We start from the raw sequence: 19,042 nt of genomic DNA, 5'->3' as shown, positions 1-19,042 counted from the left end.
CGAAAACTGTGCATTTATCTATAGGCCGCCAACTGGAAAAGCCCGTACAACTTGCAAAGTTTGAATTGATCGTCACACTTCTCGTATGAGCGAGTATTTTGATGAGATGTTCAACGGCGACGGATCTCTCAGAGGTCCTTACGAAGAGATCGGACGTTGGTTCAATGCGGAAGATGTCTCACGGCTGAGGGCCAAACAGCGCGAAGCCGAAGAAGTTTTCAGGCTGACGGGGATTACTTTCAACGTCTACGGCAAGACCGAGGCCGAAGAACGTTTGATCCCATTTGACATCGTTCCGCGCGTGATTTCAGGACGCGAATGGCAACGTCTGGAGCGTGGCATCGAACAGCGGGTTCGGGCGATCAATGCGTTTCTTCACGACATCTATCACCGTCAGGAAATCGTGCGTGCCGGTCGCGTTCCGGCAGAGATGATTGCCAGCAACGAAGCCTTCCTGCCGCAGATGCTGGGTGTCTCACCGCCGGGGCAGGTCTACACCCATGTGGTTGGCGTCGATCTGGTGCGTACCGGGCCAGACGAGTTCTTTGTATTGGAAGACAACGCCCGTACGCCGTCCGGGGTCAGCTACATGCTCGAGAACCGGGAAACCATGCTGAAGATGTTCCCCGAGCTTTTCAGCGCCACGAATGTGCGCAATGTATCCGATTATCCCCGCAATCTGAGACGCTCGCTTGCGTCCAGTGCGCCGGCCTGCGCGGATGGCGAGCCGACCGTCGCGGTATTGACTCCGGGGATCTACAATTCAGCCTATTTTGAACATGCGTTTCTGGCCGATCAGATGGCCGTGGAACTGGTCGAGGGCCACGACCTGCGGGTTGTCGATGGGCGCGTCTGCATGCGCACCACGCGTGGTTACAAACCAATCGACGTTCTTTACCGCCGGGTTGACGACGATTTCCTGGACCCGCTGAATTTCAACCCGGACAGCGCGCTGGGCGTACCCGGCATTCTGGACGTCTATCGGGCCGGGGGCATCACGATCGCCAACGCACCGGGCACGGGCATTGCCGATGACAAGGCGATCTATTCCTACATGCCTGAAATCGTTGAGTTCTACACGGGCGAGAAACCCCTGCTCAAAAACGTTCCTACGTGGCGCTGCAGCGACCCCGAGTCGCTTTCCTACGTAGTGGACAACCTGTCCGATCTTGTCGTCAAAGAGGTGCACGGGTCGGGCGGCTATGGGATGCTGATCGGTCCGACCGCCAGCAAGAAAGAGATTGCGGCCTTCCGTGACAAGCTCAAGTCGCGGCCGTCGAACTATATCGCGCAGCCCACATTGTCTCTCTCGACAGTACCGATCTTCGCCCGTTCGGGACTTGCCCCCCGGCATGTCGATCTGCGGCCGTTTGTTCTGGTGTCCCCGGATGGGATCGAGATTACCCCCGGCGGCCTGACGCGCGTTGCGCTGAAAAAAGGGTCCCTGGTCGTGAATTCAAGCCAAGGCGGCGGGACCAAAGACACCTGGGTTCTGGAGGACTGACCATGCTGGGAAAAACTGCTGGCGGGTTGTTCTGGATGTCCCGGTATCTTGAGAGGGCGGAAAACACGGCCAGACTGCTTGAAACAGGTCAGAGGATGGCGCTGACCCGGACCAAGAATTCCGATGCGGAATGGGGCTCGGTTCTGAAAACAGCCGGCGTTTTCGGTGGATACAGCGCCAAATATGATGAGATTTCAAAAGACAATGCCGTGGATTGGATGTTGCGAGATGCCGACAATCCATCCTCGATCAAGTCGGTCATCAAGCTGGCGCGAGACAACGCGCGCCTTGTTCGAACCGCATTGACCCATGATGTCTGGAGCGCGGTGAACGCCACGTGGATGCAGATTGATCAAGCCATGAAGCGCCGCGTGAACGAGAGAGACCTGCCGGGGACGCTGGAGCTTATTCGTCAACAGGCGGCTCTGGTTCGTGGTGCGACGCTAGGGACCATGCTGCGCAACGATATTTTTGATTTCACCCGGATCGGCACCTTTGTCGAGCGGGCCGACAATACCGGGCGCATCCTGGACGTGAAGTACTATGTTCTTCTGCCGACGGCCTTTTCGGTCGGCTCGTCACTGGACAACATCCAATGGGAAAGCATTCTGCGGTCCGTGGGGGCGGGGGGTGGCTATCGCATGACCCACGGCCAGAATACCCGGCCGTCGGAAATTGCGCAGTTTCTGATCCTCGATCAGCGGATGCCTCGCAGCCTGCATTTCTGCTGCAGGAAAATCCAAGAGAACCTTTCTTATCTCAGCAAAGACTATGGCTTTGCGGGGCCGTCGGTTACGGCGGCCAATGCGCTGTCCGAGAAGTACCTCGACCGGCAGATTTCCGATATCTTTGACCTTGGGCTGCACGAGTACATTCAGGATTTTTTGAAGGATCTCGGAGACTTGAGCCGCCAGATTGAAGTTGACTACCGGTTCTATGAGTGACCAATGAAACTGCATATTCGCCACGAGACACGATACGATTTCGACGCGCCGGTTCCCTTTGGCCTGCAGCAGCTGAGAAAAACACCCAAATCCTTCCGCAATCAGAATATCTTCTCTTGGAGCACCGAAGTGACCGGGGGGCGCAAGGAGCTGAGCTTTGAGGACTACCATCGCAACACGGTGGAACTGATCAGTTTCGAAGCGAATACCCAAAGCATCTCATTGATCTCCGAAGGTGTTGTCGAGGTTGAAGACACGCATGGTGTGTTGGGACGTCACGAGGGCTCGACGCCGTTGTGGCTTTTTCAGCGGAGCACGCCTTTGACAACGCCGGGCAAGGGTGTTGCAGACGTGATCGCCGCTTTGCCGGATGGTGAGCCGCTTGAGCGGATGCATGCCCTGTCCGAAAGAGTTCGGGCTCAGGTCTCCTACGAAGTGGGAGGCTCGCACCCGGACTGGAGCGCAGAAGACGCTCTCAAGGCCGGGCGCGGCGTGTGTCAGGACCACGCGCATGTGTTCATCACTTGCGCGCGAAAGATCGGCGTGCCGGCCCGCTACGTCTCGGGTTACCTGATGATGAACGAAACCGAATTGCAGGATGCCACTCACGCGTGGGCCGAGGTTCATTTGGACGGGCTTGGCTGGGTTGGATTCGACGTGTCCAACGGGATTTCACCCGATGACAGATACGTGCGTGTCGCAACCGGTCTGGACTATGCCCAGGCGGCCCCGGTAATAGGAAACAGAATTGGGGCAGCGGGCGAGCAGTTGACGGTTCAATTGCAGGTCGCACAGCAGTAACGGAGAACCTGATGACCTATGCTGTGGGCATGCGGCTGAACCGCGGACTGGTTTTCATGTCGGACACGCGCACGAATGCAGGTGTCGACAACGTGTCCACCTTCAACAAGATGTTCAATTGGACCGTCGAAGGCGACCGTTCAATCACCTTGTTGACGGCTGGCAACTTGGCGACCACCCAAGCCACCATAAGCCTGCTGGAAGAACGTACAAAAGCACCGGAAGACCGGTCGCCGTCGATCCTTGAGGCGCCGACGATGTTTCAGGTCGCCCAATTGGTTGCGGCGACGCTGAACGACGTCATCGAGGGGCATTCCCGAGCGGGCCAACAGGCAGACAGCGCCTTTCACGCGACCCTGATCCTGGGGGGGCAGATCAAAGGCGGCCCGTCGCGCCTGTTTCTGATCTATCCCGAGGGCAATTTCATCGAGGCCGGTGAGGATACCCCGTTCTTTCAGATCGGTGAGACGAAGTACGGCCGCCCCATACTGGTACGTGCGTTTGATCCGGACATGAGCTTTTCCGAAACGGTAAAGCTGTTGCTGGTCAGTTTCGATTCAACGATCAAGGCCAATTTGTCCGTCGGTGCACCGCTTGATCTGCTGCTTTATGAGGAAGACAGCCTTACGGCCGGCACGCGTTCAAGGTTCGAGCCTGACGATCAGTACTTTCGGACCATATCCGAAGGGTGGGGCGATGCGCTGAAGGTCGCCCTGTCAAAGCTTCCGGCATACGAAGCCTGAGGAGCGAAGTCTTGTGCTCCCGCAGGGCGCAGGTTTCAGGCTGCCAGACCCTCAGCAGCCATTTGACTCAGGGTCACTCAGATAGGCGATCATCTGGTCCAGGTCGCGGCGAATCCCGTGCAGGTCTTTGATCTTTTGATCCACATCGGCCAACTTGCTTTTTAGGTTCGCGATCACCTCGGGCCGCGGGATAGTGTTTTCCGGGTCTTCCGGAAGGAAGCGCTTGATTTCCGACAGAGAAAAGCCAAGCGACTTGCTCATTGCGATGGTTTTGATACGAGAAATCATTGCGTCGGGATAGTCGCGATAACCGTTCTCCAGACGCTCGGGCGGTGGGATTAGGCCGTGTTTTTCGTAGAACCGAATGCTTGACGCTGACACGCCCGTGGCTTCTGCCAATTTTCCGATCTTCATGCCCTTGACCTTCAACCATTGTCGAAGGTTTATATCACCTGGGATCGAGAAGAAAAGGATCCCAAAATGACTGTTTCACCGCTGTTCGAACCGCTCACATTGCCAAATGGCGCGGTTCTCAGAAACCGTCTGGCAAAAGCTGCAATGGAAGAAAGTCTGGCGGCTTTCGGGCAGGTGCCAGACGAGAAAATTCACCGGCTTTTCCGCCGCTGGGCCGCGGGCGGCGCGGGCCTGTTGATCACTGGAAATGTAATGGTCTCGGCTGATGCGCTGTCCGGCCCCGCCAGCGTGGTTCTGGAAGACGGAACTGATCTTGCGCCTTTCCGGGAATGGGCCGAGGCAGGGCAGATGCGCGGCGGAGCAATCTGGATGCAGATCAATCATCCCGGTCGTCAGGTCCTGGCGAGCCTGGGAGAAGAAACGGTGTCGGCGTCCGACGTTCCGGTCGAGATCCCCGGTATGTCCAAAAATTTCAACCCGCCGCGGGCCCTGACCGAGGCCGAAATTCAAGACCTGATTGCCCGTTTTGCTCGAACAGCCGCGTTGGCCGAAGAAGCAGGATTTGACGGCGTTCAGATACATGCCGCCCACGGCTATCTTATCAGCCAGTTTCTATCGCCCTTGACCAATCGCCGTACCGACCATTGGGGCGGCTCTTTGGAGAATAGGGCGCGCTTCCTTTTTGAGGTCGTTCGCGCGATCCGGGCCAGCGTATCTAGGAGTTTTACCGTTTCGGTGAAGCTGAACTCGGCTGATTTTCAGAAAGGTGGATTTGGGCAGGATGATGCCAAATGGGTGGTCAACCAACTTGGCGATATGGCTATTGATCTGGTCGAATTGTCCGGCGGTTCCTATGAGAGTCCGGCCATGCAGGGCAGGCAGGAGGATGGCTCCAGCACGGCCCGGCGCGAAGCCTATTTTGTAGACTTCGCGCGGGAGATCGCTGCTGACGCGAAAATGCCGATCATGGTGACCGGCGGCATTCGCTCTCGGGCTGTTGCCGAGGATGCATTGGCCAACAACCGGGGCGGGATTGGCGTCTCGGTTCTGGGGGTGGCCCGCGCGATGGCCTTCGAACCTGATCTTGTCGAAAACTGGCGGAATGGCAAATCAGAGTCGGTCAATATCCCGGAAGTGTCCTGGAAAAACAAAAGGCTGGCCGGGTTCGCCTCGATGGTTCTGGCGTATTTCCAACTTGAACGACTGGCAAATGGCAAGCCACCGAAAGTACCGCACTCGGCGTTTCTCGCGCTGATGCGAAATCAGATGCGGGCGAAGCGATGGACGAAACGTTACCGTTCCTGGCGCGATGCCCGAGCATAATGTGGTCAGGGACGCATAAAGCAGGGATCCAACGGCGTTTGTGCGGGTAATCACTGTGTGGCGGCGCCTTTGACGCTTGGCTTCCGGCGCCGACCGCAGGTGTTTCTTCCGTTGCCGCCAGAGTTGGAAATGGGCGCAACCTTACACAGGTTGCGCCCGAATTTTTGCCTGCTCGCCGCTTCTAACCAAGCAACCCTGGCAGGGTCAGCGAGATCGCGGGCACAAAGGTGATCAGCATCAGAGCGACCAGAATTGCCAGGTAAAAGGGCCATATCGTCCGAACCGCCTTTTCCATCGGCAGTTTGCCAACGGCGCAGCCGACAAACAGGCAGGAGCCAACCGGAGGGGTGCACAGTCCCAGGCCCAGATTCACCAGCAAGATCATTCCGAACTGCAGGGGATCAATGCCAAGGCTGTTGGCAACCGGCAGGAAGATCGGCGTGCAGATCAGGATCAGGGCCGCCATGTCCATGATCATGCCCAGAAGCAACAAGACCGCATTGATCATCAGCAGGATAAGGATCGGGTTTTCCGTCAGGCCTGTCAGAAGATCCACCGTTTTGTCCGGCACTCTGTAGAAGGTCAGCATATAGGCAAAGGCACCCGCGCAGGCGATCAGGATCATGACCATGGCCGTCGTGCGTACGGCCGACGCAACCGCGATGCAGAACTTGTCCCAAGTGATACTCCGGTAGACCACGAGCGTGACGACAAAGGCATAGATTGCGCCGAACGCCCCCGATTCAGTGACCGTGAAGATGCCTGACAGGACACCTCCGACGATGATCACGGCAGTCAGCAGCCCGGGGATCGCGCTGAGAAAGCTGATGACCAGAGCCTTCCAGCCCGGAAAGGTTTCGGCCTGATACCCTCGGCGCACCGCAACAAGATACGCGGCGACGGCAAGGCAGAGGCACATCAACACGCCCGGAACTACGCCCGCAAGGAAAAGCTTCGAGATCGAAATGCCGCCCCCCGCTGCAATGGCGAAGATGATCATGTTGTGGCTGGGAGGGATGATGATCCCTGCGATCGACGACGTGACCGTCACATTGACCGCATAATCCGCGTCGTAGCCTTTCTCTTTCATCACGGGAACAAGAATGGAGCCGAGGGCAGATATATCGGCGATGGCCGATCCCGAAATTCCACCAAACAACATCGACGAAAACACATTCACGATGCCCAAGCCCCCACGAACGGCGCCGACCGCGGCTGACGCGAACCGCACCAGACGCATGGCGATCCCGCCGTGGAACATCAGTTCACCGGCGAAGATGAAAAACGGGATTGCCATCAACGAGAAAACGTTGATGCCCGAGATGATCCGCTGGAACCCGATCATCAGCGGCAAACCTTCGAACCAGAAGGCCGAGATGGCGGCAATGCCCAAGGCGAAGGCCACAGGTGTTCCGATCAGTACACACAGGGCGAAGACGCCAAGCAAAAGAAGAATTCCCATGATCCGCCTCTATTCGATGCTGTCTTTTCGCTCGTCAAAACCGACGCAGAGGCGGATCAGGTGACCAACGGAAAACACAAGGATAAGGCCCCCGCCAATGGTCAGGGGCAATGACCGCAAGCCTTCGGGAACCTGGATCAAGGGGATGAGCGACCCCCATTTGAACATCGTAAGCCGCGCCCCGAACACCAGCATCAGAGCACCGAATCCGGCCATGATCATATCCGTGCAAACGACCAGAGCCGTCCTGACTCGCCGCGGAACGGCCGAGCGCACGAGGGACACGGACAAATGCGTGTTGTCGTGCACACCAACCGCCGCGCCGATGAACGCGATCGTCATGACCAGCAACAGGGCGACCTGCTCGACCCACGTTGGCGTTGCGTTCAGGACGTAGCGGCCGAAGACGAGCCAGCCGAATATGATGGTGACCACGACCAGCGCGACACCGGTCACGATCCGGCATGCATCGGCGATGCGGTCGAGGATCCTGACCATAGTGCGCACTGAGGACGGGGGCGTAGATGTATTGCTCATAAGCCTGAAACTCTTGATCAGATGTCCGGCCCCGCATTGGCAGGGCCGGACGGTATCAGATCCGATACGGTCCGATCACTCGGTCGCCTGGATGGTTTCAACCAACGGGCGGAGGTCAGGGTTGGTTGCGAAATAGGCCTCGTAGACCGGGGCCATAGCGGCCTGGAACGGCGCTTTGTCGGCCACTTCGTTCACTACCACACCCGCAGCCTCGACCGCCGCGCGGCTGGCCGCTTCACGCTCAGCCCACAATTGCCGCTGCAACTCGGCGGACTCTTGCGCCGCCTCTCTGACTGCGGCCTGCAGTTCGGGCGACAAGGCGTTGAATTTGTCGGTGTTGACGCACACGCATTCAGGGATGATCAGGTGCTGGGACAGCGAGTAATAGCCGGCAACCTCGAAATGGCCGGTCGACTCGTAGGACGGCCAGTTGTTCTCGGCGCCATCGACGACCCCGGTCTTCAGGGCCTGATAAACCTCGGCGAAGGCCATGGGCGAGGGGTTGCCGCCAAGTTCGGCAATCATGCCGGTGAACAGATCGTTGTTCATGACCCGCACTTTCATGCCCTGGACATCGGCCGGGGTATTGATCGGCTTGGTCCCGTTGTAGAAGGATCGGGCGCCGGCGTCATACCAGGCAAGCGGGGTCAATCCCTTGGCTGCCATACCGGCCGCGATCGCGGCACCGCCCTCGCTGTCCAGAACGCGGAACATGTGTGGGACGTCCTTGAAGATGAAGGGCAATGAAACGACATTTGCCTCGGCGACAATCGGGCCAATCGGACCCAGGTTGAAATTTCCGACCTCCAAGGCGCCAGCGCGGACCTGTTCGACCGCATCGGGCTGGCTGCCCAATGTGCCGCCGTGGAACATTTGCAGGTTGATTTCACCGCCAGTCTTTTCGGTGACCAGTTCGGCGAATTTGTCCATCGCGACAGTATTCGGGTAGCCGTCTGCGTGGATGTTCCACCCGCGCCAATCCTCGGCCAAAGATGCGCTGCCGGTCATGACGACCATGGCTGCGGCGCCGATCAGTGTTTTTGTAAGTTTGGTGTTCATGCTTTCCTCCCTAGAAGCAGACAGATGTTTTTGGTGATCGGTCGGAGCCGGCTATGAAAAGAGCAGGCCTCCGTTGATGTCGATGTTCGCGCCCGTAATGAAAGCGGCGGCGTCCGAGGCCAGAAACGCGACGAGGTTTGCCACATCCTCGGACGTGCCTTCGCGTTTCAGCGGTGTGGCGCTGGCCACGTTGGTGCGGACTTCGGTCTTGGTGAAGACATTGTGGAAGTCTGTGTCGATCATGCCCGGGCAAACCGAATTGATCCGGATCTCGGGCCCCAGTTCCTTGGCCAGCCCACGTGTCATCGTCATGACCGCCCCCTTCGAGGCCGCATAGGCAACCGCGCCGGGACCACCCCCGTCACGACCCGCCTGACTGGCGAACCCGACGATCGCGCCGCCTTTTTTCATGTGCGGCAACACCGACTGAACGGCGCGGGCAAAAGAAGTGGTGTTCAGGTCCATAACGTAACGCCAATGGTCCATGTCCATCTCAGACAGGGTCTTTCGGGCCACCAACCCTCCGGTCACATGGACAAGAATGTCGATCCGGGGCCCGAAGGCGGCAATCGTTTCTGAGACCAGCCTGTCCACATCCGCGCCTGACGTCATGTCGCCCTGTACGGCAATCGCCTGACCGCCGGCAGCCGTAATCTCCTGGACCGCAGACTCTGCACCCGTGGATGAGCTGTGATAGTTGATTGCGACCGATGCTCCGGCCTCGGCCAGTTTCAGAACGCAGGCACGGCCGATGTCCCGTCCGCCGCCGGTCACGATCGCAACCTTCCCTGCAAGGTCCCGGTTCAGGCCAATCTGTTCAGCGTTCAATTCGGTCATTCTCTTGTCCCTTTGGATCCCCTGTCAGCCTGCCGGCACGCCCGTTCCGATATTTGAGTTCGAACGGGCATGAAGCAGTGTTGCGTATTTTAGTCGACTAGGATACTAGTATTGTCAACAACTTTGTTTGAGGGTCACAAAGGGCATCGCACGGCGCGTGCCAAAATAATTGGCTGGAGTTACATTGAGGAGTATCGAGGGAGGGGCCTCGAGCCACGGAAAACCACCCGAGTTGGTCATGCGCAGAAAAAAGGCAAGAAATGCAAAGTATTACGGACAAGATCGAGCGGCGCACAACCACTGACATCGTTTATGAGAGCCTGTACGAGGCGATCGTTTCGCTTGAAATTCTGCCGGGGACGAAACTGTCCGAAGCAGACATCGCAAAGAAGTTTGAGGTGTCCAGGCAGCCGGTCCGCGATGCTTTCAACAGGCTCGAGGCGCAGGATTTGCTGCTGATCCGTCCTCAGAAAGCCACTCGGGTCCGCAGCTTTTCAATGGAACGGATCGGTCATGCACGCTTTGTTCGCCTGGCCGTCGAGTTGGAGGTGGTGCGCGCTGCATGCCAGGTCTGGAGGCCCGAGTACTCGAAGTTGCTGGAAGACAACCTCAAGCGGCAGAAAGACGTGGTTTCAAGGAAAGAGGCCGAAGAGTTTCATCAACTCGACTACGACTTTCACCGGTTGATTTGCGAGCTGAGCGGCAACCCGCTGGCCTTCGACACGATTCAGGAATGCAAAAGAAAGATCGACCGCCTGTGCGTTCTGAGCCTTGGGCGCGAGAGCGAGGCCGAAACTCTGGTTCGGGATCATGTGGCGCTGGCCAAGGCGCTTGCAGACCGCGACGAGGCGGTGGCGAGCGAAACCATTCGCCGTCATCTGGGCCGTATCGACAAGACCATCGAGGAGGTTCACGCGAAACATGCCGAGTATTTCGAGTGAAATGAACGCCGCCGCCTGACCGAGGACACTGCATCATGACAAAAAGCTATCCGATTGTGTCGCCCGCGCCGGGCGTCTCGCGCCAGGTTTTGGCAGATCACGAAGACCTCATGATGGTGTCCTTCCGCTTTGAGAAAGGTGCCGAAGGCGCGCTGCACGACCACCCGCATGTGCAGTCGACATTTGTGCGGTCCGGGCGGTTCAATTTCGTCATCGGAGATCAGGAGCGAGAGCTGGGGCCCGGTGACAGCCTGATCATTCCGTCCGGCGTTAGCCATGGTTGTGTTTGCCTGGCGGCTGGAGAGTTGATCGACTGTTTCACGCCCAGGCGGGACGACTTTCTGTAAGGCGCATTCCGCGAACGCGCTTGCCATGGCCCGCGATTACCTTGACCCCATGAGGCCGGGTAACCTGTTTTTCGGCGAAACGGGTCGGGCAGGGGGGGGCATATCATTGCGCCGGAAGTCGGATCAACCGACAGCGGCCCCGCAGCTTGGGCTAGGAATTGCGGTCCTCACGTGCTGATCCAATGCCAAGGATCAGGTCGGCGCATCGTTCGCCCAGCATCATGGCGGGTGCGTTTGTGTTGCCGGCGTTGATGTCCGGCACGGCGGACATGTCGCACACCCGCAAGCCCTCGATTCCGCGCACGCGCATTCTGGGGTCCAACACGGCCATTCCATCACCGTCCCGGCCCATTCTGGCCGTGCCCGCCGGGTGATAGTTGGTTTTCACGAACCGTTTGCAATGTGCTCGCAGCGTCTGGTCGTCGTCCGCCGTCGGAATCACGATTTCGCGGATCCTTTGTGCAAGCGGGCCCGAGGTGAATGCTCGACGAAAGAAACGCTGCCCCAGGATCATCTCCTGCATGTCGTCTTCATGCTTCAGAAGATTCGGCGAAACTACTGGCATGGCGTCGGGGTCTGCCGAGCGAAGCCGAACCTCTCCGCGTGATTTCGGTTTGACCACGACAGTCGTGACGGTCAGGCCAAAGTCATCCTGCACCTCGTCCAGCGCATCGCGATCCAGATAGACGATGGGAACGCAAAAGGCCTGAATGGTCGGTTCTCCAGCAGGGTTCGACGGATTGACGAACGCGCCGGCTTCTACCCCGGCCGAAGTCACCGGGCCGCTGCCGAATAGCTTGAACTGAATGCCGTTGCGCAGCATCCGCCAGCCCTCACCTTGTTTGAAATATCCGTAAGGGCCGTTGGCAAAGGCGGTGATCGGAACTTCGGGGTGGTCGATCAGGTTTTGGCCGACCCCGGGCAATGGGCAGACCACGGGAATATCGTGTTCAGCAAGATGTGCATCCGGTCCGATACCCGACAGCATTAGAATTTTCGGCGTGACGAGGGCGCCAGCCGCAAGCACAACCTCACCATCACATCGGACGGTGTGGGACCCGCGTTTGTCTCGATACTGCACGCCGACGGCCCGGTCGCTTTCGATGATGATTTTGCTGACTTTTGCGCCCAGCTGGATGGTCAAATTCGGGTTCGCCTCAAGTGGAGCGAGGAAAGCGTAAGCTGACGAGCTGCGCTTTCCGGCGCGATTGGTGAACTGATAGAACCCGACGCCGCGCTGCGATGCGCCGTTGAAGTCCGTGTTGAATGGTTCGCCAAGGGCCTGCACCGACTGAACGAACCAACGGGACATGTCGTCGATATGCCCCGGATCCGAGACCTGCACCGGACCGTCGCTGCCATGCAGGTCGTTGTGAAGCCTGTTGTTGCCTTCCATCCTGCGGAAATAAGGCAGCACATCATCCCATCCCCAGCCGACCCCGTCGTTGGTCTGTCTCAGCAGGTCGTTCCATGCGTCATAGTCGGAAGGCCGACCGCGCATATAGACCTGCGCATTCACCGACGACCCGCCGCCCAGCACGTTGGCCTGCGGAATGTCATGCACGCGGCCGTCCAGGTGGTCCTGCGGTTCGGTCTGGTGGTAGGTCATGAACTTGGACCCGTTGATCATCTTGAAGATACCCGGCGGCATGTCCAGCAGTGGATGGCGATGCGAATGCCCCGCCTCCAGCACCAGAACCCTGCACTTGCCTTTGTTGACCAGCCGCGCTGCTGCCGCGGCGCCGGCCGAGCCGCCGCCGATGACGATGTGATCGAAGGTTTCCGTCATGATTTCGCCTTCAGGTCCGGCGTTTGGGCTCGCTGATCGAGTCGCGCTCGACCAGTTCGCATTCCAGCTTCACGAGTGGATGCCGCTGACCGTCCGTCGGTCCATGGAACAGCTGTTCAACGACCCAGCGTCCCATCGCCCGGGTGGGAAGGATCATCGACGTCAGGGGCGGCGACAGGTGCCGCGCGGTTTCGTCATCGTCAAATCCGATGACTGAAATGTCCTCGGGGATGGACAGGCCAAGTTCCTTGAGAGCCTCATAGCAGCCGATGGCCATGCGGTCATTCTGGCAGAAAATGGCGGTTGGCGGAGAGGGCAGGTCCATCAATTCCCGCGTGGCGGCGTAGCCTGCGCTGGGCAGCCAGTTGCCCTCGATGACCAAATCCTCGTCAAATGGGATGTCGGCGGAAGCCAGGGCGTTTCTGTACCCGGTCGTACGCCCGGCGGCGCATTCCATGAACGGCTCGCCGGTGATGGTGGCAATTCGTTTGTGCCCGGCCTTGATCAGGGCGTTGGTCGCCGTATGTCCGGCAGCGACTTCGCCGGGGATCACCGCAGGAAAAGAGAGGTCGTCGCAAAAGCAGTTCAACAGCAGAACCGGAGTGGCCGTCTGCCTGAGGATCTCCGGCACGACCACCCGCCGCGTAAAAACGGTCGCGTAGATGATGCCTGCAACCTGTTGGTCGAGGAAATACCTCAGCGTTCTGGGCTCGACCTCGGGGTCGTTTTGTGTTTCGGCCAGCAACACAAGGTTTCCGGTGTCCCGAACGGCCTGTTTCACCCCGTTGAACGCGTTCACCATCTCGGGGCTCGACGCCAGATCATCCACGACGAAAGCTATGGTTCCGTCCAGCGCCGCGGGCCGGCGCGCGCTGTCCTGGGGTTTCCTGAGTTGAGAGGGCATGGCGTATCCAAGCGTGTTGGCGGCATCCAGGACCCGTTGCTTGGTATCCTCGGAGATCTTGACGGAATCATTCTTGTTGAGAACCAGCGATACTGTCGTCTGCGAACACCCGGCGACGCGCGCAATGTCGTGCATCGTCACGCGCTGCCGGCCCGCGACTCGTCCTACACCCCTGTGCTGCCCGGCTTTGTTCGCTTGATCGTTCATCGCTCAACCTTTTTGTTCGCATCCTTTTTATCGACTATGCGGAGGGTGCGCAACTAATATTAGTAAGTGATAATTAATATTAGTGTTGACGAAATAATATTATTAGTGTTTTGATCGGCGGTGCGGTCGCCATTGTGGTCTGGCCGAGCAAGTGCGGGAGGCGAAATTGCGGTCTGTAGTGGGGGAGTTGGGTCAAGTCGTTCGCCATTCGATGTTCATCGATGGCCGCTTTGCCGACTTTGACGCGGACGCGGTCGATGTCGAAAACCCTGCAAATGAAGAGATCGTAGCACAGGTTCCAGATGGTGGTGCCATGCATGCCGATGCGGCGGTCGAGGCGGCCCGCAGGGCTTTTGGCGCGTGGTCTGCGCGCCCGGCGATCGAGCGGGCGCAAATGGTCCGAAAGCTCGCCGAGGCCATCCGGGTCGACGCCGCGCGTCTGGCTGCTTTGATCACAGCCGAGCAGGGCAAGCCGATCTCGCAGGCCCGAGGTGAAGTGGATGCCGCCGCTACCTTTCTTTGCCATGCAGCTGAAGAGGCCCGGCGGATTTCGGGTGACATAGTGGCCTCGGACAACAGGTCCGAAGAAATCCAGATTCGGCGCCATCCCTACGGCGTTGTCGTCGCGCTGACGGCCTGGAACTATCCCTTGGCATTGGCGGCCAGGAAAATCGGGCCAGCGCTGGTCGCGGGCAACACCGTTGTTTTGTTGGGACATGAGATCACGCCGCTTTCCGGTCTTGCGGTTGCCGAGCTTGCGGACAAGGTAGGGTTTCCGCCCGGTGTTCTGAATGTTCTGACGGGGAGAGGGCCGGTGGTTGGGCAGCGGTTGGTCGAACACCCCGATACGTCGCTGATCACGATGACCGGCAGCACGCGCGCCGGGAAAGAGATTTTTCGCACAGCGGCCGACCGGATCAAGGTTGTCCGGCTCGAGCTTGGGGGCAAGGCTCCGTTCATCGTGATGGAGGATGCGGATGTTGACGCCGCCGTTTCGGCCGCCATTGCCGCCCGGTTTGCCAATTGCGGCCAGATCTGCACCTGCAACGAGCGTATGTATCTGCATCGCGACATTGCCGACCAGTTCTTGGAAAAATTCGTGTCGGCAGCCCGCGCATTGTCGATCGGGGATCCGATGGAGGACTGCGACCTAGGGCCCAAAGTCAGCAAGGTCGAAGTGACCAAGGTCGCCGAAATCATCCAACGCAGCATCGCAGAGGGTGCCACGGTGCATCTCGAAGGTGGGCCTTTGACGGACGGCGCGCACGGCAAAGGGCACTGGATGTCCCCGACCGTTCTTGAGGTCTCCGACAACGGCAATGCCGCGATGCAGGAGGAGGTCTTTGGCCCCGTGGCGACAGCCATGCGAGTCGATGATTTTGATCAGGCGATAGCCTTTGCGAATGACACGTCATTCGGGCTGTCCGCCTATCTCTTTACGGCATCGCACCGCCGACTGATGGAGGCCCCGAGCCGTTTGAAGTTCGGCGAACTGTACCTGAACCGTTCGAATGGCGAGGCCGTGCAGGGGTTTCACACTGGTTGGGGGCTGTCCGGGGTTGGGGGCGAAGACGGCGCCTATGGCTTCGATGGCTATCTGAGGAAACAGACGACTTACATGAATTGGGCATGACCTGAAAACTCGCGGTCAAAACGGAGGCGACCGCACCAATGGAGGAGGAATAACCATGAAACGCAGAACTCTTTTGATCTCGACGGTTGTCGCAGGTGCGCTGTTGGGCACCACGGCGATGGCACAGGATCTGCCGCCGCTTGAGCAGAAAGATCGCTACAAGGTCGGCTTTGCGCAGATGGAGTCGAACAATCCCTGGCGCATTGCCGAGACGAAATCGTTCCATGACACGGCCGAGGCCTGCGGCTGGGATCTTATCGCGACGGATGCGGCCGGATCTGCGGCCAAGCAGGTTGCGGATGTGGACAGCATGATCGCCCAAGGCATCGACGTCCTGTTCCTGCCCCCGCGGGAAGAAAAGCCGCTGATCCCGGCCGTTATGAAGGCCCGTGCCGCCGGCATTCCGACCTTTCTGGTGGACCGGTCGGTTGATCCAGCCGTCGCCAAGCCGGGCGAACATTTCGTGGCCTTCCTGGGGTCGGACTTCATTGATCAGGGCAACCGGGCCGCGCAATGGCTGATGGAGAATTTCGAGGGCGACAAAGGCATCATCGTCCAGTTGGAAGGCACGACAGGGTCCTCGCCTGCAAATGACCGCAAAAAGGGCTTCGACGACGCGATCGCAGCGGATGACCGTTTTGAGATCGTGGCCTCTCAGACCGGGGACTTTGCGCGCGACCTGGGTCGTCAGGTGATGGAAACCCTTCTGCAGGCGCATCCCGACGTGAACGTGGTCTACGCCCACAATGACGAGATGGCGATCGGCGCGATCCAGGCTCTGGAACTGGCGGGCCGCAAGCCCGGCGAGGACGTGACCATCGTTTCGATCGACGGGACACGCGATGCGCTACAAGCCATCATCGACGGCAAGATGGGCGTCACCGTCGAAAGCTCGCCCTTCTTCGGCCCACTGGCCTGTGAAGTCATGAAGAAATACGCGGCTGGCGAGGCGATCCCGGAATGGGTGAAAGTCGAAGATCGCATCTTTACCAAGGACAACGCGGCCGATCACATCGACGAAGCCTATTGATTCTCCCTGGTGGGTGGTGCTGGCCTGTGGTCGGCGCCGCCTGCAAGCAATCGGAGGAAGACATCTCATGAATGCGCTCGTCTCGATGTCGGGAATTGAAAAGTCCTTTGCCGGCGTACCGGCACTCAGCCAGGCCAGCCTGGAGATCGCACCGGGCGAAGTTCATGCGCTGATCGGTCAGAACGGTGCCGGCAAATCGACGATGATCAAGGTCTTGACCGGAGTTTACGACCGGGATGCCGGCGACGTGCATCTGGCGGGTGTGCCGAGCCGCATCTCCACTCCGCGCGAAGCGCAGGAATCCGGAATTGCCACGATCTATCAAGAGCTCAACCTGGTGCCGCTGCGGTCAGTGACCGAGAACATCATCATGGGGTACGAGCCCAAACGTCTTGGCTTTCTGGTCGACTGGCGCGAAGGCAACAGGCGCGCACGCGAGGTTCTTGCGCGCTTTGGCATAGATATCGACGTGACCGAGCCGCTGGGAAATTTCTCGACGGCGATCCAGCAGTTGGTTGCGATTGCGCGGGCTGTGTCATTGGACGCAAAGCTGGTCATCATGGACGAACCCACCTCGTCACTGGATGCCAGCGAGGTCGAGGTTCTGTTCGGTGTGGTGCGCGAGTTAAAGAAACAGGGCGTTTCCGTCCTGTATGTCTCGCATTTTCTCGATGAGCTGTTCCAGATCTGCGACCGGGTCACAACGATGCGAGACGGCCGCACAGTCAGCACGCGCAACGTGCAGGACACGACCAAACTGGAAATGATCGCGGACATGCTGGGCCGCAACAAGGACGAGATCGCAGCAGACGGACTTACGGACTTCGCCGGCGCCAAGGCCAAGAAAGGCGATATCGTTTTGCGGGCCGACTCTGTCTCGACAGGCCCGCGACTGACGCATTTTGACCTCACGCTCCACCGCGGGGAGATCGTTGGGCTGGGCGGGCTTCTGGGCTCTGGCCGGACAGAGGCTGCGCGCGCATTGTTCGGAGTGGACAGTGCACGCAGCGGCGCAATCGAGCTGCACGGTGCGGTCGGGCAACCGTCCGGACCGGGTGACGCGATCGCAAACGGGGTCGGCTTTCTGACCGAAGATCGCAAGGCCGAAGGGATCATTCCTGACATGTCCGTGCGCGAGAACATGACGCTGGCCCTGCTGCCGAAACTGGCCAGCCGTGGTCAGATCGACTTTGCCCGCGAGCGCGAGATCGTTCAGGCCTTCATCGACGACCTGGGTATCAAGGCGGCGCATATGGACCAACCCATTCGCGAGTTGTCCGGCGGCAACCAGCAGAAGGTGCTTCTTGCCCGTTGGCTGGCGACACAGCCCGACATCCTGATACTCGACGAGCCGACCCGAGGCGTGGATGTCGGCGCCAAGCGAGAGATCCAATCTTTCATTCGGTCTTATGTCGAAAAGGGGTTCGGCGTTGTCCTCATCAGTTCGGAATTCGAAGAACTGGTGGAAGGCGCTGACCGCATCGTGGTCATGCACGAGGGGCGCTCGGTCAAGGAACTGACCAACCCCGGGATTACCGAGAATATACTGGTGCGCGCGCTTGCGCATCATGAAGAAGGAACTGGTTCATGGACCGCGCGATGAAGTTGCCGCAACGGGTCGCATCGATGCCCTTCCGCTTTCATGGCGGCATCGCCGCGTTGGTCGCCCTGCTGGTGTTCAATGCGTTTTTCACCCCAAATTTCCTGCAGCTGCAGACCCTGTTCGTGAATATCAGTCAGGTTGCCACGATCGCCATCGTGGCCATGGGTATGACGCTTGTCATCGCCACGGGTGGGATCGATCTGTCGGTTGGCGCGGTCATGGCTTTGGCCGGGGCGCTGGCTCCGCTGATCTTTCTGTCGGATCTGGGCGCCGCCAATCCGATGCTTGGCGTCACTTTGGCCATTGTCCTGCCGCTGTTCGTCGCGGGTTTATGCGGGGTATTCAACGGCGTGATGGTTGCTGTGTTGAACGTGCAGCCCATCGTTGCGACGCTCATTCTCTTCATCTCTGGTCGGGGTATTGCCCAAGTCTTGACGAACGGGAACCTGCAGACATTTTCCAACCCTTCATTCAGTTATCTTGGAACCGGCAAGGTGCTTGGCTTGCCGTTCCAGGGGTGGCTGGCGCTGGCGATTGCCTGTGTGCTGTTTTGGGTGATCACCAGAACCACTTGGGGCCGCTACCTGCTGGCGATCGGCGGCAATGAACGTGCGGCCTATCTGGCGGGTGGTCCCGTCCGGCGGGTCAAGATCGGGGCCTATGTCATCTGCGCGGTGCTTGCAGGCCTGGCCGGTCTGATCGTGGTTGCGATCAACTCGGCCTCGGACGCCGCGCGCAACGGCAATCTGATGGAGCTTGATGCCATCGCGGCCGCTGTCGTTGGCGGGGCTCTTTTGCAAGGCGGGCGGGCGCCGATCTTTGGCGCAATTCTGGGTGCCGTGATCATCCAGCTGGTCAAATATACATTGTTGGCCAACGGGGTAGAGGACGAAGTTGCACTGATCGCCAAAGCCGTCATCATAATCCTGGCCGTTTGGGTCCAGCAGTTCCGGAGGGCTTGATC

Annotated in this window: 18 protein-coding genes; 11 read left to right on the top strand and 7 right to left on the bottom strand. The window is 59.1% G+C overall.

The features are described from left to right. Nucleotides 1-85 precede the first annotated feature (85 nt). From ACR0LD_RS07165 to ACR0LD_RS07150, 4 genes are read left to right on the top strand one after another with little or no spacing between them, the layout of a single operon-like run. Nucleotides 86-1,504: a circularly permuted type 2 ATP-grasp protein gene (locus tag ACR0LD_RS07165; protein WP_480636188.1), complete on the top strand. Its 1,419-nt coding sequence runs from the start codon at nucleotides 86-88 to the stop codon at nucleotides 1,502-1,504. Nucleotides 1,505-1,506: 2 nt separating this feature from the next. Further along, on the top strand, nucleotides 1,507-2,448 hold the full coding sequence (locus ACR0LD_RS07160) for an alpha-E domain-containing protein (protein ID WP_480636186.1): 942 nt from the start codon (nucleotides 1,507-1,509) through the stop codon (nucleotides 2,446-2,448). A 3-nt stretch (nucleotides 2,449-2,451) separates the two neighbouring features. Continuing rightward, nucleotides 2,452-3,249 (top strand): transglutaminase family protein, encoded by a 798-nt coding sequence (locus ACR0LD_RS07155; protein ID WP_170371541.1) that lies wholly within the window; start codon nucleotides 2,452-2,454, stop codon nucleotides 3,247-3,249. 11 nt (nucleotides 3,250-3,260) lie between these two features. After that, nucleotides 3,261-3,992, top strand: coding sequence for a proteasome-type protease (locus ACR0LD_RS07150; protein WP_170339269.1), 732 nt, complete (start codon nucleotides 3,261-3,263; stop codon nucleotides 3,990-3,992). 51 nt (nucleotides 3,993-4,043) lie between these two features. Here ACR0LD_RS07150 and ACR0LD_RS07145 read toward each other — a convergent pair whose 3' ends face one another. Then, nucleotides 4,044-4,406 (bottom strand): MerR family transcriptional regulator, encoded by a 363-nt coding sequence (locus ACR0LD_RS07145; RefSeq protein ID WP_170368241.1) that lies wholly within the window; start codon nucleotides 4,404-4,406, stop codon nucleotides 4,044-4,046. Between the two features lie 66 nt (nucleotides 4,407-4,472). On the opposite strand from ACR0LD_RS07145, the gene ACR0LD_RS07140 reads away from it, so the two are divergent. Next, complete coding sequence (locus tag ACR0LD_RS07140; RefSeq protein ID WP_170389603.1) at nucleotides 4,473-5,729, top strand: NADH:flavin oxidoreductase/NADH oxidase family protein; 1,257 nt, start codon at nucleotides 4,473-4,475, stop codon at nucleotides 5,727-5,729. A 181-nt stretch (nucleotides 5,730-5,910) separates the two neighbouring features. Here ACR0LD_RS07140 and ACR0LD_RS07135 read toward each other — a convergent pair whose 3' ends face one another. From ACR0LD_RS07135 to ACR0LD_RS07120, 4 genes are all read right to left on the bottom strand, one after another. Further along, nucleotides 5,911-7,191 (bottom strand): TRAP transporter large permease, encoded by a 1,281-nt coding sequence (locus ACR0LD_RS07135; RefSeq protein ID WP_170339264.1) that lies wholly within the window; start codon nucleotides 7,189-7,191, stop codon nucleotides 5,911-5,913. A gap of 9 nt (nucleotides 7,192-7,200) precedes the next feature. Then, nucleotides 7,201-7,728: a TRAP transporter small permease gene (locus ACR0LD_RS07130; protein ID WP_480636183.1), complete on the bottom strand. Its 528-nt coding sequence runs from the start codon at nucleotides 7,726-7,728 to the stop codon at nucleotides 7,201-7,203. 75 nt (nucleotides 7,729-7,803) lie between these two features. Continuing rightward, nucleotides 7,804-8,787, bottom strand: coding sequence for a TRAP transporter substrate-binding protein (locus ACR0LD_RS07125; protein ID WP_093961689.1), 984 nt, complete (start codon nucleotides 8,785-8,787; stop codon nucleotides 7,804-7,806). Between the two features lie 51 nt (nucleotides 8,788-8,838). Continuing rightward, nucleotides 8,839-9,624, bottom strand: a complete 786-nt coding sequence (locus tag ACR0LD_RS07120; RefSeq protein WP_170366853.1) for an SDR family NAD(P)-dependent oxidoreductase — start codon at nucleotides 9,622-9,624, stop codon at nucleotides 8,839-8,841. 260 nt (nucleotides 9,625-9,884) lie between these two features. Between ACR0LD_RS07120 and ACR0LD_RS07115 the strand changes: the two genes are divergently transcribed. Together ACR0LD_RS07115 and ACR0LD_RS07110 are read left to right on the top strand one after the other, a co-directional pair. Then, on the top strand, nucleotides 9,885-10,565 hold the full coding sequence (locus tag ACR0LD_RS07115; RefSeq protein WP_260065550.1) for a GntR family transcriptional regulator: 681 nt from the start codon (nucleotides 9,885-9,887) through the stop codon (nucleotides 10,563-10,565). A gap of 35 nt (nucleotides 10,566-10,600) precedes the next feature. Continuing rightward, entirely contained in the window at nucleotides 10,601-10,912 is a 312-nt protein-coding gene (locus tag ACR0LD_RS07110; protein WP_170339254.1) for a cupin domain-containing protein, read from the top strand. A 151-nt stretch (nucleotides 10,913-11,063) separates the two neighbouring features. On the opposite strand, the gene ACR0LD_RS07105 is transcribed toward ACR0LD_RS07110, so the two are convergent. Beyond that, the gene (locus ACR0LD_RS07105; protein WP_480636178.1) at nucleotides 11,064-12,701 is read right to left on the bottom strand and encodes a GMC family oxidoreductase; all 1,638 of its coding nucleotides are present in this window, start codon (nucleotides 12,699-12,701) and stop codon (nucleotides 11,064-11,066) included. A 10-nt stretch (nucleotides 12,702-12,711) separates the two neighbouring features. Next, nucleotides 12,712-13,812, bottom strand: coding sequence for a LacI family DNA-binding transcriptional regulator (locus ACR0LD_RS07100; protein WP_254436530.1), 1,101 nt, complete (start codon nucleotides 13,810-13,812; stop codon nucleotides 12,712-12,714). A gap of 166 nt (nucleotides 13,813-13,978) precedes the next feature. Here ACR0LD_RS07100 and ACR0LD_RS07095 point away from each other — a divergent pair, with 166 nt between their 5' ends. The 4 genes from ACR0LD_RS07095 to ACR0LD_RS07080 all read left to right on the top strand — a co-directional run bounded on the left by ACR0LD_RS07095 (nucleotide 13,979) and on the right by ACR0LD_RS07080 (nucleotide 19,040). Continuing rightward, the gene (locus ACR0LD_RS07095) at nucleotides 13,979-15,445 is read left to right on the top strand and encodes an aldehyde dehydrogenase family protein (protein WP_480636176.1); all 1,467 of its coding nucleotides are present in this window, start codon (nucleotides 13,979-13,981) and stop codon (nucleotides 15,443-15,445) included. A 55-nt stretch (nucleotides 15,446-15,500) separates the two neighbouring features. Then, nucleotides 15,501-16,475 (top strand): ABC transporter substrate-binding protein, encoded by a 975-nt coding sequence (locus ACR0LD_RS07090; RefSeq protein WP_170363761.1) that lies wholly within the window; start codon nucleotides 15,501-15,503, stop codon nucleotides 16,473-16,475. Between the two features lie 67 nt (nucleotides 16,476-16,542). Continuing rightward, nucleotides 16,543-18,078 carry a sugar ABC transporter ATP-binding protein gene (locus ACR0LD_RS07085; protein WP_480636174.1) on the top strand — a complete coding sequence of 512 codons (1,536 nt, stop codon included), beginning with the start codon at nucleotides 16,543-16,545 and terminating at the stop codon, nucleotides 18,076-18,078. Then, entirely contained in the window at nucleotides 18,063-19,040 is a 978-nt protein-coding gene (locus ACR0LD_RS07080) for an ABC transporter permease (protein WP_170442258.1), read from the top strand. Before ACR0LD_RS07085 ends, ACR0LD_RS07080 begins: the two co-directional genes overlap by 16 nt. The last annotated feature ends 2 nt before the right edge of the window (nucleotides 19,041-19,042 follow it).

It is taken from the genome of Ruegeria sp. BF8 (assembly GCF_056538625.1).
Note: the sequence above shows the minus strand (reverse complement) of the source record. Positions and strands in the feature narration are given on the sequence as shown.

What these genes read in the sequence shown, in the direction of transcription:
- ACR0LD_RS07155 (WP_170371541.1), top strand. Translation starts at nt 2,452, where the DNA reads ATGAAACTGCATATTCGCCACGAGACACGATACGATTTCGACGCGCCG.
- ACR0LD_RS07140 (WP_170389603.1), top strand. Translation starts at nt 4,473, where the DNA reads ATGACTGTTTCACCGCTGTTCGAACCGCTCACATTGCCAAATGGCGCG.
- ACR0LD_RS07100 (WP_254436530.1), bottom strand. Translation starts at nt 13,812, where the DNA reads ATGAACGATCAAGCGAACAAAGCCGGGCAGCACAGGGGTGTAGGACGA.
- ACR0LD_RS07145 (WP_170368241.1), bottom strand. Translation starts at nt 4,406, where the DNA reads ATGAAGATCGGAAAATTGGCAGAAGCCACGGGCGTGTCAGCGTCAAGC.
- ACR0LD_RS07135 (WP_170339264.1), bottom strand. Translation starts at nt 7,191, where the DNA reads ATGGGAATTCTTCTTTTGCTTGGCGTCTTCGCCCTGTGTGTACTGATC.
- ACR0LD_RS07125 (WP_093961689.1), bottom strand. Translation starts at nt 8,787, where the DNA reads ATGAACACCAAACTTACAAAAACACTGATCGGCGCCGCAGCCATGGTC.
- ACR0LD_RS07105 (WP_480636178.1), bottom strand. Translation starts at nt 12,701, where the DNA reads ATGACGGAAACCTTCGATCACATCGTCATCGGCGGCGGCTCGGCCGGC.
- ACR0LD_RS07150 (WP_170339269.1), top strand. Translation starts at nt 3,261, where the DNA reads ATGACCTATGCTGTGGGCATGCGGCTGAACCGCGGACTGGTTTTCATG.
- ACR0LD_RS07085 (WP_480636174.1), top strand. Translation starts at nt 16,543, where the DNA reads ATGAATGCGCTCGTCTCGATGTCGGGAATTGAAAAGTCCTTTGCCGGC.
- ACR0LD_RS07110 (WP_170339254.1), top strand. Translation starts at nt 10,601, where the DNA reads ATGACAAAAAGCTATCCGATTGTGTCGCCCGCGCCGGGCGTCTCGCGC.
- ACR0LD_RS07115 (WP_260065550.1), top strand. Translation starts at nt 9,885, where the DNA reads ATGCAAAGTATTACGGACAAGATCGAGCGGCGCACAACCACTGACATC.
- ACR0LD_RS07160 (WP_480636186.1), top strand. Translation starts at nt 1,507, where the DNA reads ATGCTGGGAAAAACTGCTGGCGGGTTGTTCTGGATGTCCCGGTATCTT.
- ACR0LD_RS07090 (WP_170363761.1), top strand. Translation starts at nt 15,501, where the DNA reads ATGAAACGCAGAACTCTTTTGATCTCGACGGTTGTCGCAGGTGCGCTG.
- ACR0LD_RS07130 (WP_480636183.1), bottom strand. Translation starts at nt 7,728, where the DNA reads ATGAGCAATACATCTACGCCCCCGTCCTCAGTGCGCACTATGGTCAGG.
- ACR0LD_RS07120 (WP_170366853.1), bottom strand. Translation starts at nt 9,624, where the DNA reads ATGACCGAATTGAACGCTGAACAGATTGGCCTGAACCGGGACCTTGCA.
- ACR0LD_RS07165 (WP_480636188.1), top strand. Translation starts at nt 86, where the DNA reads ATGAGCGAGTATTTTGATGAGATGTTCAACGGCGACGGATCTCTCAGA.
- ACR0LD_RS07080 (WP_170442258.1), top strand. Translation starts at nt 18,063, where the DNA reads ATGGACCGCGCGATGAAGTTGCCGCAACGGGTCGCATCGATGCCCTTC.